The sequence below is a fragment of the Dysosmobacter segnis genome (genome assembly GCF_014297285.1).
GTDB classification, from domain to species: domain Bacteria; phylum Bacillota; class Clostridia; order Oscillospirales; family Oscillospiraceae; genus Oscillibacter; species Oscillibacter segnis.
On the sequence record NZ_JACOQI010000007.1, the window covers coordinates 46,987 to 73,133 of the forward strand.

Here is a 26,147-nt window from a genome sequence, read left to right on the forward strand (position 1 = left end):
AAGATGACAGAGCCCATCCACAAGGGAAAGGACCTGCCGCCCGTTTGGGTGATCCACGCGGCCTCCAGTGGTGACAGCGAGGCCATGGAGCAAGTGCTACGGTACTACGACGACTATATGAGCCGCCTGTGTACCCGTACCCTCTATGACAAGGACGGAACGCCTCATGTGTGCGTGGATACCCACATGAAGCGCTGTCTGGAAATCCGACTGATCCGGGCCGTGATGCGCGCCTAATCCTTTCAGTCCTGGCAGAATGCAATCGGCTTACCCTTTCCTCTTTTGCCAATGCCGGGGACTGAACCCACCTTGACAAAGAAAGCCTTCGGGCAGCATAAGGCAGACGGATACGATCTGCCTGTGTGGAGCCGGTCGGCCGGTGCGCCAAGACCCTGTTGCAAGTCCGCAGGACGGGACCCCTACCAAACAGGTGAGCGACAAAACCAGGCCGCGAAACAGGTGTGGCAGCCTGTGGGCGAGGATGCACAGACAGGATAATGAGACTCCCGCGTTGAACGCCCTCAAAGCATTGCGCGGCGCACCCATCAGCATGGGCCGGGGTGAGATTCCCGTGGAGCTGCTTGCCGGCAGCCATCCGTTTTTTGCCTCTTTTATTTTCAGATAAATCTTCTGCTTTTCTGTTTACGGATAATTCGTAAACTTTCTATTAGCAGCAGACAAACCCGAAACGGCGCGGTACAATGAGGGTGGAAGTTATGAATGAACACCCTTTTGCGTGCCGTTTCTGACTGGAAAGGAGGCTGCTGTGTCAGAAATTCAGAACGGTACGGAGAAAAGGCCTTTCGAGTGCCGCACCTATACGGTCAACGATGTTGCCCGTATATTAGGTGTCAGCCGGACACAGGCATACCGTCTTGTGCAGGAGGGCCTTTTCAAAAGCGTACGAATTGGTAACGCCATACGAATTCCCAAGCGGTCGTTTGACAAGTGGCTGGAGCCGCTTGATCTGTGACACAAGAAAGGAAGGTTCGTTATGGCATCCATCATCAAGAGAAAGAAAAACTATTCTATTGTTTATACCTATGTGGACGAGAATGGCGAGACCAAGCAGAAATGGGAAACCCGCACTTCCTATCAGGAGGCATTGAAGCGCAAGGCGGAGATCGAGAGTCAGAAAAGCTCCAACTCCTTCCTTCCGCCCACCAATCAGAATATTGCGGAGTTCCTGTCCGACTTCGTTTCCCTCTACGGCGAAAAGCGGTGGGGGGTGTCCATGTATGACAGCCAAAACTCGCTGATAGCCAACTACATCAACCCCATCATCGGGGATATGAAAGTGCAGGACATCACCACGCGGGTGGTGGACAAGTACATCCAGACTTTGCAGAAAACCCCTGCGGTGAACACCGGGACACACCACGCCAAAACGGAGTTTGTCACCAACGCTACCATCGAGAAGATCATCAAACTTCTCCGCTGTGCCTTCAAGCAGGCGGTTCGGTGGGAGCTGGTTGCCAAGAACCCCTTTGACAATGTGGTGCTGCCCAAAGTGGAATACAAGAAGCGGGACATCTGGACCGCCGATATGATCCGCACCGCCCTGGATCAGTGTACGGACAGCAAGCTCTATGTAGCAATGAACCTGGCCTTTGCCTGTTCGCTGCGCATGGGTGAGATTCTGGGGCTGACCTGGAGCAATGTCCACATCTCCGATGAAGATATTGCCGATGACAACGCCTATGTCTACATCGACAAGGAGCTGGCGCGGGCCTCCAAGCGGGCCATTGAGATGCTGGGGCAAAAGGACATCTACCATGTGTTCACGCCTCTGTTTCCCAACACCAGCACCAGAATCATTTTAAAGAAGCCCAAGACCGATTCCAGTATCCGCAAGGTGTGGCTGCCCAAGACTCTGGCTTATATCCTGCGGGAATGGAAATCCGCGCAGGACGAGCTGCGAGCACTGCTCCGTGACGAGTATCAGGACTACGACCTGGTGGTGGCGCTGGCCAATGGCCGCCCCTGTGAGGACCGTATCATCCTGAAGTCGTTTGAGAAGCTGCGGGAGAAAGCAGGGCTTCCCAAAGTGGTCTTTCACTCCCTGCGCCATTCCAGTACCACCTATAAGCTGAAGCTCAACCACGGCGACCTGAAGGCCACCCAGGGCGATACCGGACACGCCCAGATCGACATGATCACCAGCGTGTATGCGCACATTCTGGACGAGGACCGCAAGATCAACGCCCAGAAGTTTGAGAGCGCCTTCTATGCCAATCCTGACCTGCGTTCGGTTCGTGCCCCGGAGGAACCAAAGGAACCGGCGCCCGCCACATTGGATTTGGAGGCCCTGGTAGAACAGCTTCGCAAGTCGCCGGAACTGGCCAACACACTGGCTGCATTGCTGGCGTCGGCCCCATCTGAAAAATAGGGCTGAAAAATCGTATTAGCAAATCGGCGTTTTTTATTAGCAAGGCCGGAAAAATAGTTCGAAGCCAATTAGCAGGCATACAGCGGAAAATGTATAAAATCGTTCCGGTAGAGTAGCAAGAATGCTCTGAAAAAAAGATAACAAAAAACCGCTGCAAACCATCGAAAAACGGCTTACAGCGGTCATTTTTGGCACCCCCGGCTGGGTTCGAACCAGTGGCCTGTCGCTTAGGAGGCGACCGCTCTATCCAACTGAGCTACGGGGGCTTATACAGAAAATATTCAATTTTGCAGGGCTCCAGGATTCGAACGATTCGATTTTTAGGAGGCGTTCGCTCTATCCAGCTGAGCTACCGGGGCATAGATCTCATACTTTTCGCGGCACAGCAAGGGCTTTCAGCCTCGTCATAGCCGCAGTTTATTGTATCCCATTTTGTCGAAGGTGTCAACGCAAAAAAGGAGCACGACTCATGCCGTGCTCCTTTTCGATCTGTCGGATGAGAATTACTTCTCGTCGTACATGGCCTTCAGCTTCAGCAGGTGCTGATAGCGATCCATGGCGACCTCCTCGTTGCGCTTGAACAGAGTCTCGGCGCGGTCGGGGAACTCGCGGGTCAGGCGGCTGTAACGGGCCTCGTTCATCAGGAAGGCGCGGTAGCCCTCTTCCTTGGGCTCCTTGGAATCCACAATGAACTTGTCGGTCTCAGCAGCGGGGTTGAAGCGGAACAGGTTCCAGTAGCCGCACTCGACGGCCTTCTTCATCTCAGCCTGGCAGTTGGTCATGCCGCCCTTGATGCTGTGCATCTCGCAGGGAGCATAGCCGATGATGAGGGAGGGACCATGATAGGCCTCAGCCTCCTGAATGGCCTTGAGGGTCTGAGCGGGGTTAGCACCCATAGCCACCTGAGCCACATACACATAGCCGTAGCTCATGGCAATCTCAGCCAGAGACTTCTTCTTGGTCTCCTTACCGGCAGCGGCGAACTGCGCCACCTGACCGATGTTGGAGGACTTGGAAGCCTGACCGCCGGTGTTGGAGTAGACCTCGGTATCGAAGACGAAGACGTTGACGTCCTTGCCGGAAGCCAGAACGTGATCCACGCCGCCGAAGCCGATGTCGTAGGCCCAGCCGTCACCGCCGAAGATCCAGACGGACTTCTTCTCCAGATATTCCTTGTCCTTCAGGATCTCGCGAGCCAGCTTGCAGGCGTCGCAGTCACAATCGCCGCGGGCGGAGACAATGTTCTCCATGGCAGCGATGAACTCGGCGGAAGCGCTCTTGTTAGCGGCGCCGTCCTCCATGGTATCCAGCCACTTCTGGCCGGCAGCCTTAATGGCCTCGTCGGCATACTCCACAGCGATCAGCTGACGGGTCAGGTCAGCCAGACGGTTGCGGGTGGCCTCCTGGCCCAGATACATGCCAAGGCCGTGCTCAGCGTTATCCTCGAACAGGGAGTTGGCCCATGCGGGACCGTGGCCGTTCTTATCGGTGCAGTAGGGAGAAGTTGCGGCAGGACCGCCCCAGATGGAGGAGCAGCCGGTGGCGTTGGAGATGTACATCCGGTCACCGAAGAGCTGGGTAACGAGACGGGCATAGCTGGTCTCGGCGCAGCCGGCGCAGGAGCCGGAGAACTCCAGATAGGGCTGCTTGAACTGGCTGCCCTTGACGGTGTTGTCCTGCATGTCGGCCTTGGGAGCGACCTCGGCCACGCAGTAGTCGAACACATCCTGCTGTGCGGCTTCCTCTTCCTGGCCAACCATGGTCAGGGCACCCACGGGGCAGACGCCCACGCACACGCCGCAGCCCATGCAGTCCAGAGGAGACACGGCCATGGTGTACTTGTAAACACCCTTGCCCTTGCCAGCCTTCACGTCCACGATCTTGGCAGCGGCGGGAGCCTTGGCGGCCTCCTCCTCAGTCAGAGCGAAGGGACGGATGGTAGCATGGGGGCAGACATATGCGCAGTTGTTGCACTGGATGCACTTGGAAGCGTCCCAAGTAGGAACGGAGACGGACACGCCGCGCTTCTCATAAGCGGCAGCGCCCTGCTCGAACTGACCGTCCACATGAGGCAGGAAGGCGGAAACAGGCAGGCTGTCGCCGTCCATACGGCCCACGGGGAACATGATGTCCTCCACCTGCTTCACAACGCCCTCGCGGCCGGTGAGCTTGGTGGTCACAGTCTCGTCCTTGGCGTCAGCCCAATCGGCGGGCACGTCGAACTTCTTGTAAGCGGTAGCGCCCAGATCGATGGCCTTGTGGTTCATGTCCACAACGTCCTGGCCCTTCTTCAGGTAGGAGTGGGTGGCGGCGTCCTTCATGTACTGCAGGGCCTCGGTCTCAGGCAGAACCTTTGCCAGAGAGAAGAAGGCGGACTGCAGAATGGTGTTGGTACGCTTGCCCATGCCGATCTGCTTGGCCAGGTCGATGGCGTTGATGGTGTAGACCTGGATGTTGTTCTTGGCGATGTAGCGCTTGGAAGCGGCATCCAGATGGTGGCTGAGCTCCGCGTCATCCCACTGGCAGTTGATCAGGAACACACCGCCGGGCTTCACATCGCGGACGATGGGGAAATGCTTGGTGATGTAGGCAGGCACGTGGCAGGCCACGAAGTCAGCCTTGTTGATATAGTAAGAAGACTTGATGGGCTGATCGCCGAAGCGCAGATGGCTGACGGTGACGCCGCCGGTCTTCTTGGAGTCATACTGGAAGTAGGCCTGGATGTACTTGTCGGTATGGTCGCCGATGATCTTGGTGGAGTTCTTGTTGGCGCCAACGGTACCGTCGCCGCCCAGACCCCAGAACTTGCACTCGATGGTGCCGGCAGGAGCAACGCCGGGAACGGCCTTCTCCTCCAGAGACAGGTGGGTGACGTCATCCACGATGCCCAGAGTGAACTCGTGCTTGGGAGCGTCCTTCTTCAGCTCGTCATACACGGCGAAGACGGAGGCAGGAGGCGTATCCTTGCTGCCCAGACCGTAACGGCCGCCGATGACCTTCATGTCATTGAAGCGGTTGGCGTTGGCCAGAGCGGTGACAACATCCTTATAGAGAGGCTCGCCCTCGGAGCCGGGCTCCTTGGTGCGGTCCAGAACGGCCAGAGCCTTGCAGGTGGCGGGGATGGCGGCCAGCAGCTTATCGGCCCGGAAGGGACGATACAGGTGGACCTTCACCATGCCGACCTTCTCGCCGTGAGCGTTCATGTAGTCGATGACTTCCTCTGCCACGTTGCAGATGGAACCCATAGCGATGATGACGCGGTCAGCGTCGGGAGCGCCATAGTAGTTGAAGAGCTGATAGTTGGTGCCCAGCTTCTCGTTGATCTTGCCCATGTACTTCTCGACGACCTCGGGGAGATCCTCGTAGTACTTGTTGCAGGCTTCACGGTGCTGGAAGAAAATATCGCCGTTCTCATGAGAACCGCGCATCATGGGACGCTCGGGGTTCAGGGAGTGCTTGCGGAACGCGTCAACAGCGTCCATATCGCACATTTCCTTCAGGTCCTCGTAATCCCACACGGCGACCTTCTGGATCTCGTGAGAGGTACGGAAGCCGTCGAAGAAGTTGATGAAGGGAACGCGGCCCTCGATGGCGGCCAGATGGGCCACGGGAGCCAGATCCATGATCTCCTGAACGTCATTCTCGCACAGCATGGCGAAGCCGGTCTGACGGCAGGCCATCACGTCGGAATGATCGCCGAAGATGTTCAGAGCGTGGCTGGCCACGGTACGGGCGGACACGTGGAACACGCAGGGCAGCAGCTCGCCGGCGATCTTGTACATATTGGGGATCATCAGCAGCAGGCCCTGAGAGGCCGTGTAGGTGGTGGTCAGCGCGCCGGCTGCCAGAGAACCGTGGACGGTACCGGAAGCGCCGGCCTCAGACTGCATCTCGCACACCTTGACGGTGGTGCCGAAGATGTTCTTCTGACCGTTGGCTGCCCACTGGTCCACATAGTCTGCCATGGGAGAAGACGGGGTGATGGGGTAGATACCCGCCACTTCGGTAAAGGCGTAGCTGACATACGCAGCCGCGTTGTTACCGTCCATGGACTTGAATTTTCTTACCATAAACTCTTACCTCCTGTCGGTGGATACCGTCTGCAGAACGGCTCTCACCGGTTTTTGGCATTTGGGCTCTCTCTTCTCAAACGCCATTCGCCGTAATTGTAGCACTTCCTCTACAATTTGTAAACAGAAAAGCTCAAATTTTGAAACTTAATCGGTTTTCTTGTTCTTTTTTGGAAAAATATGTTTATTTTTTAACTTTGCCGCCCTTTGGGTTCCCAAAAATCACGTAGTGTGGTACAATTTCTTTAATCAGAAAAATGTAAACAAAATTTTAACTTTTTTCAGGAGGTGCCGCTATGGTCACCACTGTGCGTTCTCTGGGCCTCAACGGTATTGCCGGCTATGAGGTCACAGCCGAGTGTTTTCTCTCCGGCGGTCTGCCCGCCTTCGACATCGTGGGACTTCCGGACGCCGCCGTCCGGGAGGCCCGGGAGCGGGTCCGGGCGGCGGTGAAAAACTGCGGAGCAAAATTTCCCGTCAGCCGCATCACCGTCAATCTGGCCCCCGCCGGTACGAAAAAGGCGGGTACTGTCTACGACCTGCCCATCTTCGTAGGGCTGCTGGCGGCGGACGGAGATTTACCTACCCCGCCCAAGGACGCCGCCTTTATCGGTGAACTAAGTCTCACCGGTGCTCTGCGGGGCGTCAGCGGTGTATTGCCCATGGCGCTGGCCGCCCGGGAGGCAGGTATCCGGACGCTGTACGTCCCGGCGGACAACGCTGCCGAAGCAACGCTGGCGGAGGGCTTGACCGTCTACGGTGTTCCGGACGTGGGCGCACTGGTGTCCCATTTAAAAAATGAAACCCTCCTCTCCCCTACCCCGGTCTGGGTACCGGAGCCGGAGGAAACCGGCCTGCCGGACTTGCAGGACGTGATGGGACAGGAGCATGTAAAGCGGGCACTGGAGATCGCCGCGGCAGGTGGACATAATCTTTTGCTGATTGGCTCCCCCGGAGCGGGCAAATCCATGCTGGCCAAGCGGCTGCCCTCTATCCTGCCGGAGCTGAGCCGTCCCGAAGCGCTGGAGACCTCCGGCATCTGGTCCGTGGCGGGGCTGACGGACCCCCGCCACCCTCTGCTGACCCAGCGGCCCTTCCGCTCCCCTCACCACACCACCTCCGCCGCCGCTCTGGCCGGCGGTGGGCCGTTGATGCGGCCCGGCGAGATCTCTCTGGCCCACAACGGCGTGCTGTTTTTGGACGAGCTGCCGGAATTTCACCGGGACGTGCTGGAGGCTCTCCGTCAACCCTTGGAGGACGGCATCGTCACCGTGGCACGGGCAGGCGGCACCCTGCGGCTCCCCGCCCAATTCCAGCTGGTGTGCGCCATGAATCCCTGCAAGTGCGGCTGGCGGGGCCACCCCTCCGGGAAGTGCATCTGCTCGGACAAAGAGGTGGAGAAGTACGTCCAGAAGATCTCCGGTCCTCTGCTGGACCGGATCGACCTCCATGTAAATGTCCCCTCTGTGGAATACGAGGCCATGCGGCGAAAGTCCAAGCCGGAATCCTCCGCTCAGGTCAAGGAGCGGGTGGACGCCGCCCGGGCCATCCAGTCCAGGCGGTTTGAGGGCACCGGTATCCCCTGCAACGCCCAGATGACGCCCCCTATGGTGGGCCGGTTCTGCGAGCTGGATTCCCGGTGCGACGCGCTGATGAAGTCCGCCTTTGAGCGCATGGGTCTCACTGCCCGGAGCCATGACCGGGTACTGCGGGTGGCCCGGACCATTGCGGATCTGGACGGTGCGGAGCATATCGGCGTGGAGCATTTGTCAGAGGCCATTCAGTACCGGAATACCGACATTCTGAAGGGGTAAAGCCGAACAGGAGATGTGTCTAAAACGCATCTCCTGTTTTTATTTGTTTTGACGAAACATTTGTGCAATTTGACTATAAAAACTTTAAAAAATTTGTTGACAAAAACGATTACCTGGCGTATAGTAGCGTGGAAATCAGAAAGAAGGAGGTACACACCATGGCAATTCTGTTTACGGTCTCTATGCTGGCTGTGGCGGGCGGTATGATCTGCTCTCACGCGGAATAAACCGTCTCCAAAGATAGACCAATTAAAAGAAATATGATCGAAGAAAGACCCGTCCTGCCAAATGGCAGGTCTTTTTTTATATATTTGTATTCTTCGCTCCGTTTTGGGACATACTGCGGACATCCGTTTTTATAAAGGAGGAACCGCCATGTCCATCCCCTTTCAGGACAGTGAGACCGCCAAAAATCTTCTCCGCGCCTTTGCCGGAGAAAGTCAGGCCCGGAACCGCTATGACTTTGCCGCCAACCTCTGCCAAAAGCAGGAATTACAGGCGATGGCCTTTATCTTCCAAGCCACAGCCAAGCAGGAACAGGCCCACGCCAAGGTTTTCTGGGACCATCTGCAAGCCCTGAACGGTCAAAATCTGCCTATCTACGGCGCTTACCCCATTGAGGGCACCAACCGTGTTTTGGAGCTGCTGCGCGCCGCCCAGCACAACGAGCACGAGGAGCATGGTTCCGTATACCCCTCCTTCGCCGCCATCGCGACCCAGGAGGGCTTCCCGGAGGCCGCCGCCTCCTTCCGGCAGATTGCCGCCATTGAACAACTCCACGGCGAGCGTTTCGGCCTGCTGGCAGACCAGCTGGAAAGTGGGGCTCTGTTCGTCTCGCAGATAGAGACCGGCTGGATGTGTCTGAACTGCGGCCACACCCAAAACAGTCTGGAGGCCCCGAAGCAGTGCCCCGTCTGTAATCACGGTCAGGGCTGGTTTATCCGGTTGGAGTTGGCCCCTTGGTCTCCAGTGGTAAAGCAAACATGAATTAAGAACTATGCCGCATCGGGAGCGGCAAGCAAAACAGGCTGAAAGCGACGCTTTCAGCCTGTTTTCTTACATATGGTGTGAATACGATCAGCCGCGCTGCACCTCCGGGAAATCCTTGATGAGCAACAGCAGTCCCTCCTTCACGGAGACCACAGCGGTCTGTCCCGGCAGCACCTCATTGCTGGTACCGTACTGGTAGCCGCAATGAATTTCCCCGTTGTCCAGCGGGAACTTGCAGCCGGTCTCCGTGATGCCCCGGGCGGTGCCGGTGATATTCACCAGAGAGTAGAAGGGAAACCGCTCCGGAATCTCCACCGGCTCCGCCCCCACCAGCTCCATCTCCGAATAGTCATCCACCAGCAGAGCCCGTTTTCCCCGTTCCCGCAGCATCACCAACAGGTAGACATTTACCAGCGTATGATCCAGACGCCCGCCGGAAACGCCTACCAGTAAAAATTCGTCGAACCCCCGGCGCATGGCCTCCTTGGCCGCAAACACCGTGTCCGTATCATCCTTCTTCACCGGCAGAACGATAGTCTCCCGGTCAGTCTCCGGCTTTTCATGGGAATCGAAGTCCCCCACGATCAGATCCGGCTCCGCTCCCAGCGCCTTCTGATGTCGCAGGCCGCAGTCACAATAAATGAAAAAATCGTCAGGCCGGAAATATTGCCGCACCCGGTCATAGGTCCGGATCTCCGCACCGCCGATGATCACGCAGCGTCTCACATCTATCACATCCTTTTTCGCTATCATACCCCGTTTTTTGCCGGGCCGCAATCTTTTTGCGGATAAAATCGCAAAAACCTGAAATCCTAACACTACCAACTGGAAAAAGGAGTGAGCCTATGGAAACAGGCATCCATAATACCTCCGAGATCGGGCGGCTGCGGAAGGTTCTGCTGCACCGGCCCGGTCAGGAGCTGGAAAACCTCATGCCGGAATATCTGGAACGGCTGTTATTTGACGATATTCCCTATCTGAAGGAGGCCCAAGCCGAGCATGACGCCTTCGCCCAATGCCTCCGGGACGCCGGGGTGGAGGTGGTCTACCTGATCGATCTGGTGGTCAACTCTCTGACTTCACCGGAGGTACGGCAGGAACTGGTAACACAATTCTTAAAGGAGGCCGATCTGCCGGATGAGGCCGCAGGGAAGGCCGTAGCAGAATATCTCTCCGAACTGGATGACCGTGCCATGGTGTCTGCCATGATGGCGGGCATCCGCCGCAGTGACCTGCGAAAGCAGGGGGGCCGTCTCAGCGACCACCTGTCCGGTCTTGAGGAGGGCTATCCCTTTGCCGTAGATCCCATGCCCAACCTCTACTTCACCCGCGACCCCTTCGCCACCATCGGCACCGGCGTATCCATTCACAAAATGCACACCGTTACCCGAAACCGGGAGACCCTGTTCGGCCGGTTCATCTTTGAGCATAACCCCTGGTACCAGAACGCACCTCGCTGGTATGACCGCAGTGCATCTTCCTCTTTGGAGGGCGGCGATATTCTGGTGCTGTCCCCTCAGGTGTTGGCGGTTGGCATCTCCCAGCGGACGGAGGGGGATTCTATCGACCAACTGGCCCAGACGGTGCTCTCACAAAGCAAGACTTTCCAAAAAGTTCTGGCCTTCAACATTCCCAAGAGCCGCTCCTTCATGCATCTGGATACCGTGTTCACCATGGTGGACCGGGACAAGTTCACCGTCCATCCCAACATTCTCAGCGACATCACCGTGTTCGTCATGGAGCTGGGTGAAAACCAGCAGATGCAGATCCGTCAGGAGACCGGGCGGCTGGAGGATATTCTCAAGGAGCACCTGGGGCTTAGTCAGGTGACGCTGATTCCCTGCGGGCAGGGCAGCGTCATCGACGCAGCCCGGGAGCAGTGGAGCGACGGCAGCAACACCCTCGCCATTGCCCCCGGCGAGGTGGTGGTCTACACCCGGAACCACGTCACCAACCGCTCCTTGGAAGAAGCAGGCATCCGCATCCACGCCATTCCCAGCGCCGAGCTGAGCCGGGGCCGGGGCGGCCCCCGGTGCATGAGTATGCCGCTGATCCGGGATGACCCTTAGCGGGTTCTTGCTCCCGCAGGGGGGGCGGTTCCCACCGCAGAATGCACTACTTTTCTTTTGAGATATCAAACGCACCAGATTGGTGCGAAGATGTGCGGCGATGCCGCACCGGATTGAATCCCCATTTTCTTTTCGTCTTGCCGAAAAGATTACCGGGGTTCCCGGCGGAACTGTACCGTTTCGGTACGGAGAAGCCAGGGGGATATTCTCTTTTGAAAAGAGAATATCCCCCCGGCCCCCTAAAGAGAAACGCGGGGGGATTTCGATTTCCCCCCGCGCCCCCTTGAAACGACACAAAGGGGCGGGCTGCGGCCCTAACACCGTCATGGCTATACGATTCCCGGCCCTGATGGGCCGCCAATCGTGCCATTTCCTCGAAAGCACCTCGCTTTATCCGCCCCCGGCGGCGCTTTGGTGCTTTCCCCTTTGGAAACCCCTCTGAGGATGAGGGGGAGCGGCAGCGGGGAGAGGAGCAGAGGGTGTCCTCTTTGCGACCCAACGAATGCCATGCCCGCAAATGCGGGGACGCACTCAGGTCATTTGGGTACTTTCAGCGCAGCCGGCAGAAGACTTCTGATTTTTGTCGGCAGTTCGTACCGGCCGCTCCTTCGTATGGGTGAGTTGACACAAATGTGTCAACTCATCCCTGACATTTTTTCTTTTCCACCGTGCACGGCGCATTTTCTTTTTGATGTCTCAAAAAGAAAATGGGGGGTGCGTCCCTGCGGCGGTTCGCCGCGTCCCTTTGCGGAGCAAAGAGAATGTAAGAAACATTCCAATGGGCAAAGCCCATTTGGGTCTTCAATTCCGCATGGTATCACCATGCTCCCCTGCGCCGCAAAGCGGCGCCGTGCCCTCACAATTTCTAAATCAGTTTATAGTAAATCAAAAGGAGCGATCATCATGGCAGTCAATTTAAAGGGCCGCAGCTTTCTCTCGCTGGCCGATTTTACCCCGGAGGAGCTTCGCTACCTGCTGGATCTGGGCCACGACCTGAAGGCCAAGCGGCGGGCAGGCGTCTGCGCCCCCACCATGCAGGGCAAGCACATTGTCCTGCTGTTTGAAAAGACCTCCACTCGCACCCGCTGTTCCTTTGAGGTAGCGGCCACCCAGGAGGGCGCCCATGTCACCTATCTGGACGCCGGTTCTTCCCAGATGGGCAAAAAGGAATCTCTGGAGGACAGCGCCAAGGTGCTGGGCCGGTTCTTTGACGGCATCGAGTACCGGGGCTACGAGCAGTCCGTGGTGGAGGATCTTGCCAAGTGGTCCGGTGTGCCGGTGTGGAACGGCCTGACGGACGCCGACCATCCCACCCAGATCTTAGCGGATCTGATGACCATTGAGGAGCACTGCAAAAAGCCTTTAAACAAGATCAAGGTGGTGTTCCCCGGCGATGTGCGGAACAACATGTGCTATGCGTGGATGATGGGCGCAGCCAAGTTGGGAATGCACTTTGTAGCCATGGGGCCGGAGGAGCTGGCCAAGCAGATGGATCAGGAGGTGGTGCAGTCCACCTTTGCCGAGGCCCGGAAAAACGGCGGCCTCATCGAGATCACTGACCACGCAGAAGACTTAAAGGGCGCTGACGTGATCTATGGTGATGTGTGGGCTTCCATGGGTGAGGAAGCCCAGATCCCGGAGCGGGTAGGGCTGCTGTCCCCCTTCCGGGTGACGATGGACACCCTGAAGGCCACGGAGAATCCCGACGTGCTGTATCTCCACTGTCTCCCCTCCTTCCACGATTTTGAAACGAAAATGGCGAAGGAATGGCAGGCCAAGGGCGTGGACATCCGGGAGGTCACCGACGAGGTGTTCCGCTCCCGTCACAGCGTGGTTTTCGACGAGGCGGAGAACCGGATGCACTCCATCAAGGCCGTGATGGTGGCTACCATCGGCGCATAAGTCAGTCCGCAAGGAGGAAGTGTTCCCATGGAGCAACGCAAATTCCAGATGCCCACCGCGTATACGATCCTGTTCTGCCTGATTCTTCTGGTGGCACTGTCCACATGGTTCATCCCGGCGGGCAGTTATGACTACGCCGATGGTATCCCCATCTCCGGCAGCTATCACGCCGTCGCCCCCGCGCCGCAGGGCATCGGTGCGGCACTGAAGGCCGCCTTCCGAGGCTTTTATGACGCAGTGGATGTCTGCGTGTTCATCCTGATGGTGGGCGGTTTTCTGGGCGTTGTGATGAAGACCGGGGCCATCGACGCCGGAGTCAGCAACGTGATTTCCCGGCTGCAAGGCCGGGAAAACCTGCTCATTACTATTTTAATGCTGTTTTTCGGTCTGGGCGGCACCACCTACGGCATGTGGGAGGAGACCATGGCCTTCTTCCCTCTGCTGCTGCCTATTTTTCTGGCGGCGGGCTATGACGCGGTGGTGGGCGTGGCGGTGATCCTGCTGGGGGCCGGGGCCGGCGTCATCGCCTCCACGGTGAATCCCTTCGCCACCGGCATCGCCGCAGGCTTCGCCGGGGTCTCTCTGGGAGAGGGCCTTCTCTGGCGGCTCATTCAGTTCGTGATCTTTGAGGGTGCCGCCATCTGGTATGTCTCCGCCTACGCCGCCCGGATAAAGCGGGACCCAAGCCGCTCCGTGGTGGGCATCGGCGCAGGCAGGCTTCACGCAGACGTGGGCCGCGTCCAGCCTCTCACCCGGCGTCACGCCGCCATCCTCCTTATTTTTGCCGCCACCTTCCTCACCATGATCTACGGCGTTATTCCCTTTGATGAAATGGGCCTGCCCCTGCCGGTCTTGGGCTGGTGGTTCCCGGAGCTGTCCGCTCTGTTTTTAGTGGCGGGCATCGTGGTGGGGCTGATGGACCGGCTCAGCGAGGTGGAGTTGGCGGAGACCTTCGTCTCCGGCTGTACGGATCTTTTGGGCGTAGCCTTCATCATCGGCATCAGCCGGGGCATCACCGTACTGATGAATGACGGCCATATCACCGACACCATTCTTCACTGGGGAGAGACGGCCCTCTCCGGCCTTGGCTCCACCTCCTTCGTGTTGCTGGTCTTTTTGATCTACCTGCCGTTGTCCGTGCTGATTCCGTCCTCCTCCGGTCTGGCCACACTGTCCGTGCCGGTGGTGGCTCCGCTGGGACAGTTCGCCGGGGTGGGCGGTGACGTGGTGGTGACGGCCTTCCAGTCCGCCTGCGGTCTTGTGAATCTGGTGACGCCTACCGCCGCCGTGGTGATGGGCGCGCTGGCGCTGGGCCGCATCCCCTACGAAAAATGGCTGAAATTCGTGTGGAAGCTGATACTGCTTTTCCTGCTGCTGACCGGCCTATTGCTGGTGCTTGCAGCCGCGCTGTCCTGATCGGACCGCCGTGCCCTCCGGGGCGCGGCGGTTTTTTCGCATAGCGCCGTACGCCGCCGCATAGATATGGAAATGGACAAACACAGGAGGCGTCGCTATGAAGAAATGTTTTTTTGCCTTGGTCCTGCCGCTGGCCTTGCTGCTCACCGCCTGCGGCAGAGAACCGAGACCCGCCGCTCTCCTTTTAGGACAGGCTGCGGACTTAAACGAATCGGAGACCCTGTTGGTGATCGACGGGCAGAACATCCCCGCGTGGGAATACCTCTATTGGCTGGCACTGGACTGCCGCCAGATGGAGGAACGCTGCGAAGCTGCCGGGGAATCAGTGGACTGGACCGCTCCTCTCTCTGACGGCGGCACACTGGGGGATCTGGTAAAAGCCGATGCGTTGGCGGACACAGCCCTGTACACCGCCGTGGAGACCTGGGCGGCGGCATACGGCTGCACGCTGACGGACGTTGAGCGGAACGCACTTCCGGAACGGCACTACGCCTATCTGACGCCGGAGCAGGAGCGGCATCTGACGGAGGCCGGTGTGCAATATGCCAAATTATACGCCCTCTACGAGACCCCCGGCAGTGCCTTGGCCCCCACGGAAAGCGAGCTGACCCTTTTTGAACAGCAAACTGCTCCGCTGACGGCAGAACGGCTCCTGATCCCTTTCGGCTCTGACCGGGAAGCCGCCCGGCAAAAGGCAGCGGAGCTGTTCGCGCATCTGAACGCCGCCGCGGATCCGGCAGCCGCCTATGATACGCTGCTGGCAGAGACCGGAGGCGCATTATTGGAAGAAACGGATTGGACGCCCTCCCTTCAGGATGCGGCGGCCGCTCTGGAACCGGGACAGTTTTCCGGCATTATCGAGACCGAAAACGGTTTCGTCATCCTCCGGCGTCTGCCTGCGGACCGGGACGCTCTGCGGGAAGCCTACTTCGACAGCCTGCTGCAAAGTGCCGCTGATGCCAGCGAGATTCAGGTCTCTTCCGCCTATGAAACCCTGCGTCCCGCCGCCTTCTGGACCGCACTGAAGCAGGCCTCCGGCTGAGGTCATTTTTTACATTGTTAAATTTTCGTCAATTTAGACGAAAGTCACAACAGTTTTGTCAAAGATTTAACAAAAATTCGTGAAATACAAGATTATCGTTGACGGGGGCCTCAAAAGCGCCTATAATTTCATTTGCAGAGGTGGAAAACGAGTGCGTTTGCCAAAAAATTAACAAGCATCTCTGCCCCTGTTACTATAATCCTGACGGACTTTTCCGTCTAAAAAAACACAAAACGGAGGATCAACATGAAAGAACTTTATGTCGTAAATTGCTGCCGTACCGCTATCGGCTCCTTTGGTGGCTCTCTGAAGAACACCCCCGCCGTGGACATGGGCGCTATCGTTGTCAAGGAAGCCCTGAAGCGCGCTAACGTCGCTCCCGAGAACGTGGACGAGCTGATGTTCGGCTGCATCCTCACTGCCGGCCAGGGCCAGAACCCCGCCCGTCAGGTCTCTGTGAAGGCTGGCATCCCCTATTCCGTTCCCGCTTACACCGTGGGCATGGTCTGCGGCTCCGGCATGAAGTCTGTCATCGAGGGCGCCCGTTCCATCCTGGCCGGTGACTCCGACATCGTGGTCTGCGGCGGCACCGAGAACATGAGCGCTGCTCCTTACACCCTGCCCGACGAGCGCTGGGGCGCCCGTATGAGCGACAAGAAGGTTGTCGACGAGATGATCAAGGACGGCCTGTGGGACGCTTTCAACAACTATCACATGGGCACCACCGCTGAGAACATCAATGATATCTGGGGCATCACCCGCCGCGAGCAGGATGAGTTCGCCGCAGCTTCTCAGCAGAAGGCCTGCGCTGCCCGCGACTCCGGCCGTTTCGATGACGAGATCGTTCCCGTCCCCGTGAAGGTCAAGAAGGAGATCGTGGAGTTCAAGCGTGACGAGTATCCCAAGGAGGGTGTCACCGCTGACAGCATCGCCAAGCTGCGCGGCGCTTTCCCCGTGGGCCCCGAGTCCCCCAATCCTCAGGTTGTGAACACCTTTGAGCCCACCGGCATTCAGGACGCCGAGGATAAGGGCACGCCCCGCGTGACCGCCGCCAACGCCTCCGGTATCAATGACGGTGCTGCCGCCATCGTGCTGGCCTCCGGCGAGGCTGTTGAGAAGTACGGCCTGAAGCCCATGGTCAAGCTGATCGGCTGGGGCCAGGGCGGTGTTGATCCCAAGATCATGGGTGTCGGCCCCGTTGTGGCTTCCCGCGCTGCTATGGCTAAGGCTGGCGTGTCCATCGAGGACATCGATCTGGTCGAGGCTAACGAGGCTTTCGCTGCTCAGTCCATCGCTGTGGCCCGCGAGCTGCACTTTGACATGAGCAAGGTCAACGTCAACGGCGGCGCCATCGCTCTGGGCCATCCCGTTGGTGCTTCCGGCGCTCGTATCATCGTCACCCTGATCCACGAGATGATGAAGCGTGAGGACGCTAAGAAGGGTCTGGCTACCCTCTGCATCGGCGGCGGCATGGGTACTGCTGTCGTGGTGGAGAAGGTCTAAGCTACATTCTGTATCCCAAACCGGGGCCGCGCAAAGCGGCCTCGGTTTTTTTGCGCTGCTCCGCCTCCTTTCTCTTGCATGATCTCCATTCCTTTGTTATAATTAGGAATCATTACTACAAGGAAGAGGTGAGTGAGCTTGAAGCAGCAGCGCAACACCCGTCAGCGGCAGTTGGTGCTGGACGTGGTCCGGGGCCGCCGGGATCATCCCACTGCGGAGCAGATCTACCAGAGCGTCCGGGAGCAGGATGCCCATGTCAGCCGCGGAACCGTCTATCGAAATCTGAACCTGCTGTGCGACAACCGGGAGATCTATCGGGTAGTCATGTCCAACAGCGACCGCTTTGACCTCCGGACCGATCCTCACTATCATATGCACTGTCTGGTCTGTGACAGCGTGGTGGATGTTCCCTACACCTATGACCGCGCCTATGACGAAACGCTGGAACAGGAAACCGGCTACCGTGTCCTGTGTCACCACATGGTGGTAGAGGGCGTTTGCCCTGACTGCCAGCGTTCCGAAACGGGCTCTGTGCAATAATTTCTCTACTCGCTAAAATCCACCGGGTCACGGAGTACTTTCCGTGACCCGCTTTTTCGTTGGACGCCGCTATTCGGGATACAGGCCAGTTCGCTGGCAGTGCATAAAAAAGAGCCGCCCCAAGGGGCGGCCCAAACGGGTGGGATATTGGAAAGCTTCCTCGATTATGGTAGCACGAACTGACTCTATTGTAAATGGGAGCTTTTGTCGAATGCTGCCCCCTTTCGTCGCTTTAAAATTTTTTGTGAATTTTATACATTTGCATCTGGTAAAACGCAGAGGAATGTGATATGATTTGACCATAGAGAGGGCCCCATCCCTCTTCCACGAAAGGAGCGAGCATTATGAAGTATACTTACGCATGCAAGAAAGTTCCCCTGAATGACTCCATTAAGGATTACGCCGAAAAGCGCGTGGAAAAGCTGGAAAAGTATTTCCACCGGGAAGATGCGTCCGCCTTCGTGACATTTACTGTGGAAAAAGACAAGCTGTGCACCGTGGAGATCACCATCCGGGATGGTTCCACTCTCCTCCGGGCGCAGACCACAGAACCGGATGGGGATATGCGCGGTGCCATTGACGCCGCCGTCAGCTATATTGAGCGGCAGATTCTGAAAAACAAGACCCGGCTGGCCAAGCGCCTGCGGTCCGATGCCTTCCCCGCCGTTCCCATGGATGACTTCTCCGTGGCGGAGGAATCGGAGTTCCACATCGTCCGGACCAAGCGCTTCTCCGTGAAGCCCATGAGTCCGGAAGAGGCTATTTTGCAGATGAACCTGCTGGATCACGATTTCTATGTGTTCCGCAACAGCGATGATGACAGTATCTCCATTGTCTACCACCGCAAGAACGGCGGCTACGGTCTGATCGTCACCGACGAGGAAGAATAAAATACAAACAGGGCGCCTCTGGCGCCCTGTTTCAGCGTGCCGAAAAAGTCTTTTCGCCCCGCTGAACAAGTTTTCAGAACTTTTATAAAGTTCTGAAAACTTAGGATTTCAAATGCGCAGAACACTCTTCTTGGGTTTCCTGCACACACTCTTCCTCACCGTTGCGGAATGTTTACCATCCTGCCAACAGCCTCAAACAGGGCGCCAAAAGGCGCCCTGTTTTTCATGTTTACAAGATGCCTGTGAGCCGTTTTGAAACACAGCGGACACGGAATTCAGTCCCGCTTCATAGAATAACCTTACTGGTGCTCCACCTCATACATATGGGCCATGAGGTCCAGCAGCTTGCTGGTGTAGCCCCATTCGTTGTCATACCATGCGATGAGCTTCACAAAATCGTCATCCAGCATGATACCGGCAGTCTCGTCAAAGATGCAGGTCTCGGAAAAGCCCGTCAGGTCGGATGAGACCACCTGATCCGTGGTGCAGGTGATGATGCCCTTCATGCTGTTCTTGGCCGCGTTCCGCATGGCCACGCACACATCGTGGTAGCTGGCGGGATGGATGAGCCGGGCGGTGAGGTCCACCACAGACACATCGTTGGTGGGCACACGGAAGCTCATGCCGGTCATTTTGCCCTTCAGTTCCGGGATCACCTGACCAACAGCCTTGGCAGCACCGGTGCTGGAGGGGATAATGTTGCCCAGCACGCTGCGGCCCGTCCGCCAGTCCCGGCCTGCACGGGAGTCCACGGCCTTCTGCTTGGCGGTGGCGGAGTGGATGGTGGACATAAGGGCCTGCCGGATACCGAAGGTATCGTTGATGACCTTGGTCATGGGGGCCAGACAGTTGGTGGTGCAGGAGGCGTTGGACACCACGTTCATATCCGGGGTGTACTTCAGATGGTTGACGCCCATGACGAAGGTGGGCATGATGTCATCCTTGGAAGGGGCTGAGATGATGACCTTTTTCGCGCCGTTTTGCAGATGGGCGCTGGCCTTTTCCACGGTGTTGAACACGCCGGTGGATTCGATGATATACTCCGCACCGCAGTCATCCCAGGGGATCTGGGAAGCATCGCTCTCGCTGTAGACCCGGATCTTCTTGCCGTTGATGATCAGGTGCCGGTCATCGTGCTCCACCGTATCCCGGAAAGTACGGAACACGGAGTCGTATTTCACCTGATAGACCATGTAATCCAGATCCGCATTCCGCAGGTTGATGCCGCAGATCTGATAACTGCTGCTGCCACGCTCCACCATGATCCGCAGAGCTACGCGGCCAATGCGGCCGAAGCCGTTAATGCCTACCTTGATCGCCATAACAGATCCCTCCTGCCCTTTGGGCGTTGATTTGTTGCTTTCATTATAGGCACATTTTCTAAAAGGCGAAATGGACGATCTGTAAAATTAAATCTGCCTTTTCCAACGGCTCTTAGCCCCTTTGCATAGCACATCGTTTACCACATCGTTTACTTGTGAAAAGTTAAATTATTTCAAATTTCCGACAAAATTCTTGTTTTCTTCCTGAATTTTTGATATGCTGATTGATACCATCCCGCATTGGGAAATGTTTTCCTGGTGTAATTTTCACTCTGCGGCTTATGATAGTTTTGATGCAAAACAGAAAGTGAGGCACTGTTATGGAGCAGCACGAGACCGAGGCAGCTCTGCTGCCGAACATTGCCAACCAGATGCGCAGCCTGCTCAGCAATCTGTACCTGGCGGCTTCTCAGGTCATTCCTCCGGAGCAGCGGGAGCAGGACCCAGCCTTGGACGCCAAGGCCGCCATTTTGGAGCAAAGTTTTTTCCGGCTGCTGCGGCTGGTCAACAGTATGTCCGCCGCAGAGTATCTGTCAGACAGCCAAACGCTGTCTCTGCGGGACGCCGATCTGGTAAAGCTGGTCTCTGAGGTCTGCGAGTCCTCTGCGGATCTGGCAGAACAGTTGGGGATTCAGTTGAAATTTGTCTGCGCCATGGATCGGCGGGTCTGCGCCATTCATCCTGCCGCCGTGGAGCAGATGCTTTATCACCTGCTTTCCAACGCGCTGAAATTTACACCTGCCGGCGGCACCGTCACGGTGGAACTGAAAAAAAGCGGTGAAACTTTGCGGCTGACCGTCAGTGACACCGGCTGCGGCATCCCGCCGGAGCGGATGGCCCATCTGTTCGACGGCTGTTTCCAGCCGGGCCATCCCACTCCTGCGCCCTATGGCTTGGGTCTGGGCCTTCCTCTGTGCCGGGCCATCGCGGAAAAGCACGGTGGGAGCATCACCGTGGAGTCCGCCCCCGGCAAGGGCAGCCGCTTTATGGTCACTCTGCCGGACCGGCAGTTGGGCAGCCAGCTTTCCGACATCCCCTCCGTCTACAATGGCGGCTTCAGCCGTCCGCTGCTGGGACTGGCGGATGCGCTTCCCTCCGATGCGTTTGCCGTGCGGAATCTGGAATAGTAGGCGAACGAAAATCTTACCGTTTTATCGTAACCTCAGAAAAGCGGCGCAAAGCCGCTTCAGCGTGCCGAAAAATTCTTTTCGCCCCGCTGACCTTATTTTCAGAACTTTTGTAAAGTTCTGAAAATGTTTGATTTCAATGGCGCAGGACACCCCTCTTGGGTTTCCCGCGCACACTCTTCCTTACCGTAACGAAAATCTTACCGTTTTATCGTAACCTCAGAAAAGCGGCGCAAAGCCGCTTTTCTTTTTCTACACGATAGCTCTTTTAATACCATTTGGCATATCTATTCGACATAATACGATCTGGAATGTGCATTGACGCATAGGAGGCTTCTATGGCACAGGTATTTTTGGGAATGAGCGGCGGGGTGGACAGCTCTGCCGCCGCGGTCTTGCTGCAAGCGCAGGGATACGCCGTCAGCGGCCTGCATCTGTCCCTGTTAAGCGGTCTGCCTTTACCGGCAGACCGCCTTCCGGATGACGGCTCCGACGCCCGGGCCGTGGCATCCCTGCTGGGGCTTCCCTTCTACGATATGGACCTCTCCCCGGAATTCCGGGCAACGGTCATCGACTATTTCATCCGGGAATACGAGGCGGGCCGCACGCCGAATCCCTGCGTATTCTGCAACCGGCGGATCAAGTTCGGCGCCATGTGGGACGCCGCCCGAAAACTGGGGGCGGACTATCTGGCCACCGGCCACTACGCCAAAATTCGACAGGATCCTGCTACCGGCCGTCACCTGCTCTGCCGGGGGGCGGACCGCTCCAAGGATCAGAGCTACTTTCTCTGCCGTTTGACGCAGGAGCAGCTTTCCCGGACGCTGTTCCCCTTGGGCGATCTGGAAAAACCGGCGGTGCGGGCCTTGGCGGAGGCTCACGGCCTGATCAACGCCCAAAAACGGGACAGTCAGGACATCTGCTTCGTGCCGGACGGGGACTATGTGAGCTTCATTACCCGCTGCGTGGGACACGAGTCCCCCACCGGACCGTTTGTAGACCGGGAGGGCCGCGTCTTAGGCCAGCACAAGGGGTTCATCCGCTACACCAAGGGGCAGCACAAGGGACTGGGTCTTGCCATCGAGCCGCCGCTGTACGTCCTGCGGAAGGACCCGGCGGACCATGCCGTCTATCTGGGTCACAATGAGGACCTGTTCACATCAGAGCTGATTGCCGGGGACTGGAACTGGATCTCCATTCCCGCTTTGACCGCCCCTATGACCGTCACCGTCAAGACCCGCTATTCCCAGCGGGAAGCGGAGGCCGTGGCGGAGCCGCTGTCCGGCGGGCAGGTACGCCTGCGGTTCCGGGAGCCCCAGCGGGCGGTGACGCCGGGACAGTTCGTTGTCCTCTATGACGGAGACGCCGTGGTGGGCGACGGCGTGATTCTGGAATGAGTTTCCATCATGCTTTCCGTTTCTCCGGGCATACTACCCTCAGACCGAAAAAGGAGTGACGGAGTATGAAAGGTTGTGCCGGATTTTGGGTCGGCATGAGCGCCGGTCTGCTGGCTGGCGCCGCAATGGGTATGATGTCGCCCTACGGACGGGACCCCATGAAAACACAGGTGGGGAAAAGCATCCGCAAGCTGGGTATCGCGGTGGACAACGCCGTGGACAACATTGTATCCGATCTGCGCTGAACAAAAGGAACAGGGAGGGCTGTGCCCTCCCTGTTGCTCAGCGTGTCGAAAAATCCTTTTCGCCCCGCTGAGCAGGTTTTCAGAACCTTATAAAAGTTCTGAAAACTAATGATTTTAATGACGCAGGACACCCTTCTTGGGTTTCCCGCGCACACCCTTCCTTACCGTTGCCGAAAATTTTCCGCTTTATCGACAGTCACCGCCCCGCCGCGTTTTTATGCGGCGGGGCTGCGGTATCATTTCTTATCCTTTTCTGTATACAGGCAGCGCATGGCGTTGAGAATGGCCAAAAATGCCACACCTACGTCGGCAAACACGGCCAGCCACATGGGGGCCTTGCCCAGCGCACCCATCACCAGGACGATGGCTTTCACCATCAGGGCAAAGACGATGTTCTCCCGCACGATCCGCACCGTTTTGCGAGCAATGCGGATGGCTGCGGCGATCTTGGTGGGCTGATCGTCCATGAGCACGATGTCGGCAGCTTCGATAGCCGCGTCGCTGCCCAGACCGCCCATGGCAATGCCGATGTCCGCGCGGGTCAGCACCGGCGCATCGTTGATGCCATCACCTACAAAGGCCAGCTTGCCGGTCTCCTGCTTCAGCAGCTCCTCTACCCGCGTCACCTTGTCGGCAGGCAGCAGCTCCGCGTGGTACTCGTCCAATCCCAGAGCGTCCGCCACCGTATGGGCCACTTCCTTGGTGTCGCCGGTGAGCATGACTGTCTTTTTCACACCCATAGCCTTCAGTTGGACGATGGCCTCCTTGGCGTCGGGCTTGGGCTGATCCGCGATCACGATATGTCCGGCGTAGAAGCCGTCGATGGTCACATGGACGATGGTACCGGGCAGCTCGCAGGGCAGCCAGTTGACGCTCTGGCGCTCCATCAGGCGGCTGTTGCCCACGCCGACGCGCTTGCCGTCCACCTCCGCCATGATACCGTGTCCGGCGATCTCCTCCACGTTAGCGACCCGGCTGCGGTCCATTCCGCTTTTGCAGGCCTCCCGCAGAGAGACGGCGATGGGGTGCGTGGAATACTGCTCCGCCAGAGCCGCGTATTCCAGCACCTGATCCGCTTCAAAGCCCGCCTCCGGATGGACGGCGGATACGGCAAAGGTGCCCTTCGTCAGAGTGCCGGTTTTGTCGAACACCACGGTGTCCGCCTTGGCCAGCGCTTCCAGATAGTTGCCGCCCTTGACCAGAATACCGCACTTGGAGGCGCCGCCGATACCGCCGAAAAAGCTCAGAGGTACGGAGATCACCAGTGCGCAGGGGCAGGAGATGACCAGAAAGGTCAACGCCCGGTGGAGCCAATCCGTCCAGACGGTGCCCGCCAGAAATCCGGGGAGAGTGGGCAGCACCGCCAGCAGGACCGTAGGGATCAGGAACAGAGCCAGCGCCGCATACACCACACAGGGGGTATAGTATTTGGCAAACCGGGTGATAAACTGCTCGCTGACGGCTTTCTTTTCGCTGGAATTCTCCACCAGCTCCAGAATTTTGGAAACCGTGGATTCCTCACAGGGCTTTGTCACCGTCACCCGCAGCAACCCCGTCAGGTTCACGCAGCCGCTGATGATGTCATCGCCCACACGGATGCTTCGGGGCAGGGATTCGCCGGTGAGGGCGGCGGTATCCAGTGTGGAACTGCCCTCTAACACCGTACCGTCCAGCGGTACCCGCTCGCCGGGCTTCACCACGATGACGGAGCCGACGGCCACATCCTCCGGATCCACCGTTTCCAAGCCGTTTTCCGTTTCCAGATTGGCGGTGTCCGGACGAATGTCCATCAGGGCGGCAATGGAGGTCCGGGACTTGCCCACGGCATAATCCTGAAACAGCTCACCGGTCTGGTAGAACAGCATGACGAACACAGCCTCGTCAAACTCCCCGGTGGCGTAAGCGCCCACGGTGGCAAGGGCCATCAGGAAGTTTTCGTCAAAGACCTGCCCATTGACAATGCCCAGTGCCGCCTTCCGCAGCACATCATAGCCGATGATGAAATACGGCGCCAGACAGCACAGCCCCCGGACCCAGCCGGTAAGGGGCAGCAGCTTGACAAGAACCAGCAGAGCCGCCGCGATCAGGATGCGGTTCCGCATTTTTCTTTGCTTTTTGGAAAGGGTCATCATCGTATCCTCCTTTTCGGGACCAGGCGAAGCGCCGCCTTACGGCAGTTGCGCTCCGAAACGCGCCAGCGGCGGCGGTTCTTACAGGTGCAGTTCGCAGTCCGGCTCGATCTTCTTTGCGGTAGCCACGACTTTTTGCAGGATCTCGTCAAAACAGGCGTCATCGGCGTCCAACGTCAGCTTCTGGGTCATGAAGCTCACCGTGGCGTTGTTGACGCCGTCGATCTTCTTAATGGCATCCTCCACCTTGGCGGCACAGTTGGCGCAGTCGATTTCGAACTTGTAATGCTTCTTCATAATAGCTTCCTCCTGATTTTATATTTATGAGAACTGAATTGGAAATCAAAAATTACTCCAGAATATGCTCTAATCCCTGATCGATGATGGTTTTCACATGATCATCCGCCAGAGAGTAAAACACCGTTTTGCCATCCCGCCGTGACTTTACCAGCCGGGCATTTTTCAGTGCCTTGAGCTGATGGGATATAGCGGATTGGGTCATTCCCAGCAGCGCCGCGATGTCGCACACGCACATCTCTGCCTCAAAGAGCACATACAGGATGCGGATACGGGTGGAATCACCGAAGATCCGGAACAGTTCTGTCAGATCATACAGGGTATCTTCCCCTGGCATCTCCTTTTGTACTCTCTCTACGATCTCATCGTGGGCATGCATGAATTCACAGCACTCCACGTTGTAGCGATCCTCCATAAGCGGCTCCTTTCATTTGAATGTCTGTTCATGTGTTCATGATAGCACGCATTTCTCGTTTGTCAACCCCGAATTCAAAAAAAGAGTAGAAATCAGAGAAAATATGTGATACACTCAAAAAGTAGTACAATAGAAAGGTATACGAAAACAAAATGGACGAAATTACAATTGAAATGTTTAAGGACAAAGAGCGCAAAAATCTCTTTGCCACTTACAACCATATTGAAATGGTCATGGTAGAGGAAGACCACGCCGTATTCCGGCTGAATATCCAGCCGGAGAGCAAAAACTCCTATGGCATGGTCCACGGCGGCGCTATCTACGCCATGGCAGACAACGCCACCGGCTTTGCCGCCCACACCGATGGCCGCAATTACGTCACGCAGACCAGCGCCCTCCACTTCCTGCGCAACCAGTCTGAGGGTGAGATCCAGGCTGACGCCCGGGTGCGTCACCGGGGCCACTCCACTTGCCTGGTGGCGGTGGACATTCTGGGTGAGGATGAGAAGCTGCTGGCCACCGGCGAGTTCACCTTCTTCTGCGTAGACCCGGAGATCATGGCCCGTAAGGTGAAAAAGGCGTAAAAGACA

The 26,147-nt window shown here is 57.5% G+C and carries 22 protein-coding genes and 1 tRNA gene; 16 read left to right on the forward strand and 7 right to left on the reverse strand.

From position 1 onward, the window contains the following. The first annotated feature begins 3 nt into the window (after window positions 1–3). The 3 genes from H8Z83_RS08690 to H8Z83_RS08700 all read left to right on the forward strand — a co-directional run bounded on the left by H8Z83_RS08690 (window position 4) and on the right by H8Z83_RS08700 (window position 2,389). Window positions 4–237: a helix-turn-helix domain-containing protein gene (locus H8Z83_RS08690; protein ID WP_119345203.1), complete on the forward strand. Its 234-nt coding sequence runs from the start codon at window positions 4–6 to the stop codon at window positions 235–237. Window positions 238–766: 529 nt separating this feature from the next. Then, window positions 767–973, forward strand: coding sequence for a helix-turn-helix domain-containing protein (locus tag H8Z83_RS08695; protein WP_112091840.1), 207 nt, complete (start codon window positions 767–769; stop codon window positions 971–973). A 21-nt stretch (window positions 974–994) separates the two neighbouring features. After that, a complete protein-coding gene (locus tag H8Z83_RS08700) occupies window positions 995–2,389 on the forward strand; it encodes a site-specific integrase (protein WP_187014650.1) in 1,395 nt (464 codons plus the stop codon). A 189-nt stretch (window positions 2,390–2,578) separates the two neighbouring features. On the opposite strand, the gene H8Z83_RS08705 is transcribed toward H8Z83_RS08700, so the two are convergent. Next, window positions 2,579–2,655 (reverse strand) — tRNA-Arg (locus tag H8Z83_RS08705). Between the two features lie 237 nt (window positions 2,656–2,892). Further along, window positions 2,893–6,459, reverse strand: coding sequence for a pyruvate:ferredoxin (flavodoxin) oxidoreductase (gene nifJ, locus H8Z83_RS08710; protein WP_187014651.1), 3,567 nt, complete (start codon window positions 6,457–6,459; stop codon window positions 2,893–2,895). Window positions 6,460–6,755: 296 nt separating this feature from the next. On the opposite strand from nifJ, the gene H8Z83_RS08715 reads away from it, so the two are divergent. Together H8Z83_RS08715 and H8Z83_RS08720 are read left to right on the forward strand one after the other, a co-directional pair. Then, entirely contained in the window at window positions 6,756–8,273 is a 1,518-nt protein-coding gene (locus tag H8Z83_RS08715; RefSeq protein ID WP_187014652.1) for a YifB family Mg chelatase-like AAA ATPase, read from the forward strand. Window positions 8,274–8,648: 375 nt separating this feature from the next. Then, window positions 8,649–9,260 (forward strand): rubrerythrin family protein, encoded by a 612-nt coding sequence (locus H8Z83_RS08720; RefSeq protein WP_187014653.1) that lies wholly within the window; start codon window positions 8,649–8,651, stop codon window positions 9,258–9,260. Window positions 9,261–9,350: 90 nt separating this feature from the next. On the opposite strand, the gene H8Z83_RS08725 is transcribed toward H8Z83_RS08720, so the two are convergent. Continuing rightward, complete coding sequence (locus H8Z83_RS08725; protein ID WP_187014654.1) at window positions 9,351–9,989, reverse strand: thiamine diphosphokinase; 639 nt, start codon at window positions 9,987–9,989, stop codon at window positions 9,351–9,353. A gap of 119 nt (window positions 9,990–10,108) precedes the next feature. Between H8Z83_RS08725 and arcA the strand changes: the two genes are divergently transcribed. The 7 genes from arcA (at window position 10,109) to hpf (ending at window position 18,625) form a co-directional block, all read left to right on the forward strand. Continuing rightward, entirely contained in the window at window positions 10,109–11,332 is a 1,224-nt protein-coding gene (gene arcA / locus H8Z83_RS08730; protein ID WP_187014655.1) for an arginine deiminase, read from the forward strand. 903 nt (window positions 11,333–12,235) lie between these two features. Next, complete coding sequence (argF, locus tag H8Z83_RS08735; protein WP_187014656.1) at window positions 12,236–13,234, forward strand: ornithine carbamoyltransferase; 999 nt, start codon at window positions 12,236–12,238, stop codon at window positions 13,232–13,234. Between the two features lie 27 nt (window positions 13,235–13,261). Further along, window positions 13,262–14,650 (forward strand): YfcC family protein, encoded by a 1,389-nt coding sequence (locus tag H8Z83_RS08740; protein ID WP_187014657.1) that lies wholly within the window; start codon window positions 13,262–13,264, stop codon window positions 14,648–14,650. A 97-nt stretch (window positions 14,651–14,747) separates the two neighbouring features. Beyond that, a complete protein-coding gene (locus H8Z83_RS08745) occupies window positions 14,748–15,692 on the forward strand; it encodes a peptidylprolyl isomerase (RefSeq protein ID WP_187014658.1) in 945 nt (314 codons plus the stop codon). Window positions 15,693–15,938: 246 nt separating this feature from the next. Then, the gene (locus H8Z83_RS08750) at window positions 15,939–17,195 is read left to right on the forward strand and encodes an acetyl-CoA C-acetyltransferase (protein ID WP_187014659.1); all 1,257 of its coding nucleotides are present in this window, start codon (window positions 15,939–15,941) and stop codon (window positions 17,193–17,195) included. A gap of 132 nt (window positions 17,196–17,327) precedes the next feature. Then, a complete protein-coding gene (locus H8Z83_RS08755; protein ID WP_366464004.1) occupies window positions 17,328–17,735 on the forward strand; it encodes a Fur family transcriptional regulator in 408 nt (135 codons plus the stop codon). 344 nt (window positions 17,736–18,079) lie between these two features. After that, a complete protein-coding gene (gene hpf / locus H8Z83_RS08760; protein WP_187014660.1) occupies window positions 18,080–18,625 on the forward strand; it encodes a ribosome hibernation-promoting factor, HPF/YfiA family in 546 nt (181 codons plus the stop codon). 299 nt (window positions 18,626–18,924) lie between these two features. Here hpf and gap read toward each other — a convergent pair whose 3' ends face one another. Next, window positions 18,925–19,947, reverse strand: coding sequence for a type I glyceraldehyde-3-phosphate dehydrogenase (gene gap, locus H8Z83_RS08765; protein WP_187014661.1), 1,023 nt, complete (start codon window positions 19,945–19,947; stop codon window positions 18,925–18,927). Between the two features lie 320 nt (window positions 19,948–20,267). Between gap and H8Z83_RS08770 the strand changes: the two genes are divergently transcribed. The 3 genes from H8Z83_RS08770 (at window position 20,268) to H8Z83_RS08780 (ending at window position 22,716) form a co-directional block, all read left to right on the forward strand. After that, window positions 20,268–21,074: a sensor histidine kinase gene (locus tag H8Z83_RS08770; RefSeq protein ID WP_187014662.1), complete on the forward strand. Its 807-nt coding sequence runs from the start codon at window positions 20,268–20,270 to the stop codon at window positions 21,072–21,074. Between the two features lie 338 nt (window positions 21,075–21,412). Then, window positions 21,413–22,471 carry a tRNA 2-thiouridine(34) synthase MnmA gene (gene mnmA, locus H8Z83_RS08775; RefSeq protein ID WP_187014663.1) on the forward strand — a complete coding sequence of 353 codons (1,059 nt, stop codon included), beginning with the start codon at window positions 21,413–21,415 and terminating at the stop codon, window positions 22,469–22,471. Between the two features lie 65 nt (window positions 22,472–22,536). Next, window positions 22,537–22,716: a hypothetical protein gene (locus H8Z83_RS08780; protein ID WP_187014664.1), complete on the forward strand. Its 180-nt coding sequence runs from the start codon at window positions 22,537–22,539 to the stop codon at window positions 22,714–22,716. Window positions 22,717–22,952: 236 nt separating this feature from the next. Here H8Z83_RS08780 and H8Z83_RS08785 read toward each other — a convergent pair whose 3' ends face one another. The 3 genes from H8Z83_RS08785 to H8Z83_RS08795 form a co-directional block, all read right to left on the reverse strand. Then, window positions 22,953–24,848: a heavy metal translocating P-type ATPase gene (locus H8Z83_RS08785; RefSeq protein ID WP_187014665.1), complete on the reverse strand. Its 1,896-nt coding sequence runs from the start codon at window positions 24,846–24,848 to the stop codon at window positions 22,953–22,955. 78 nt (window positions 24,849–24,926) lie between these two features. Further along, window positions 24,927–25,142, reverse strand: coding sequence for a cation transporter (locus H8Z83_RS08790; RefSeq protein ID WP_187014666.1), 216 nt, complete (start codon window positions 25,140–25,142; stop codon window positions 24,927–24,929). 52 nt (window positions 25,143–25,194) lie between these two features. Next, window positions 25,195–25,557 carry an ArsR/SmtB family transcription factor gene (locus tag H8Z83_RS08795; RefSeq protein WP_187014667.1) on the reverse strand — a complete coding sequence of 121 codons (363 nt, stop codon included), beginning with the start codon at window positions 25,555–25,557 and terminating at the stop codon, window positions 25,195–25,197. Window positions 25,558–25,709: 152 nt separating this feature from the next. Between H8Z83_RS08795 and H8Z83_RS08800 the strand changes: the two genes are divergently transcribed. Further along, window positions 25,710–26,141 carry a PaaI family thioesterase gene (locus H8Z83_RS08800; protein WP_187014668.1) on the forward strand — a complete coding sequence of 144 codons (432 nt, stop codon included), beginning with the start codon at window positions 25,710–25,712 and terminating at the stop codon, window positions 26,139–26,141. The last annotated feature ends 6 nt before the right edge of the window (window positions 26,142–26,147 follow it).

What these genes read in the sequence shown, in the direction of transcription:
- H8Z83_RS08690 (WP_119345203.1), top strand. Translation starts at nt 4, where the DNA reads ATGACAGAGCCCATCCACAAGGGAAAGGACCTGCCGCCCGTTTGGGTG.
- H8Z83_RS08700 (WP_187014650.1), top strand. Translation starts at nt 995, where the DNA reads ATGGCATCCATCATCAAGAGAAAGAAAAACTATTCTATTGTTTATACC.
- nifJ (WP_187014651.1), bottom strand. Translation starts at nt 6,459, where the DNA reads ATGGTAAGAAAATTCAAGTCCATGGACGGTAACAACGCGGCTGCGTAT.
- H8Z83_RS08715 (WP_187014652.1), top strand. Translation starts at nt 6,756, where the DNA reads ATGGTCACCACTGTGCGTTCTCTGGGCCTCAACGGTATTGCCGGCTAT.
- H8Z83_RS08720 (WP_187014653.1), top strand. Translation starts at nt 8,649, where the DNA reads ATGTCCATCCCCTTTCAGGACAGTGAGACCGCCAAAAATCTTCTCCGC.
- arcA (WP_187014655.1), top strand. Translation starts at nt 10,109, where the DNA reads ATGGAAACAGGCATCCATAATACCTCCGAGATCGGGCGGCTGCGGAAG.
- argF (WP_187014656.1), top strand. Translation starts at nt 12,236, where the DNA reads ATGGCAGTCAATTTAAAGGGCCGCAGCTTTCTCTCGCTGGCCGATTTT.
- H8Z83_RS08740 (WP_187014657.1), top strand. Translation starts at nt 13,262, where the DNA reads ATGGAGCAACGCAAATTCCAGATGCCCACCGCGTATACGATCCTGTTC.
- H8Z83_RS08745 (WP_187014658.1), top strand. Translation starts at nt 14,748, where the DNA reads ATGAAGAAATGTTTTTTTGCCTTGGTCCTGCCGCTGGCCTTGCTGCTC.
- H8Z83_RS08750 (WP_187014659.1), top strand. Translation starts at nt 15,939, where the DNA reads ATGAAAGAACTTTATGTCGTAAATTGCTGCCGTACCGCTATCGGCTCC.
- hpf (WP_187014660.1), top strand. Translation starts at nt 18,080, where the DNA reads ATGAAGTATACTTACGCATGCAAGAAAGTTCCCCTGAATGACTCCATT.
- gap (WP_187014661.1), bottom strand. Translation starts at nt 19,947, where the DNA reads ATGGCGATCAAGGTAGGCATTAACGGCTTCGGCCGCATTGGCCGCGTA.
- H8Z83_RS08770 (WP_187014662.1), top strand. Translation starts at nt 20,268, where the DNA reads ATGGAGCAGCACGAGACCGAGGCAGCTCTGCTGCCGAACATTGCCAAC.
- mnmA (WP_187014663.1), top strand. Translation starts at nt 21,413, where the DNA reads ATGGCACAGGTATTTTTGGGAATGAGCGGCGGGGTGGACAGCTCTGCC.
- H8Z83_RS08780 (WP_187014664.1), top strand. Translation starts at nt 22,537, where the DNA reads ATGAAAGGTTGTGCCGGATTTTGGGTCGGCATGAGCGCCGGTCTGCTG.
- H8Z83_RS08785 (WP_187014665.1), bottom strand. Translation starts at nt 24,848, where the DNA reads ATGATGACCCTTTCCAAAAAGCAAAGAAAAATGCGGAACCGCATCCTG.
- H8Z83_RS08790 (WP_187014666.1), bottom strand. Translation starts at nt 25,142, where the DNA reads ATGAAGAAGCATTACAAGTTCGAAATCGACTGCGCCAACTGTGCCGCC.
- H8Z83_RS08795 (WP_187014667.1), bottom strand. Translation starts at nt 25,557, where the DNA reads ATGGAGGATCGCTACAACGTGGAGTGCTGTGAATTCATGCATGCCCAC.
- H8Z83_RS08800 (WP_187014668.1), top strand. Translation starts at nt 25,710, where the DNA reads ATGGACGAAATTACAATTGAAATGTTTAAGGACAAAGAGCGCAAAAAT.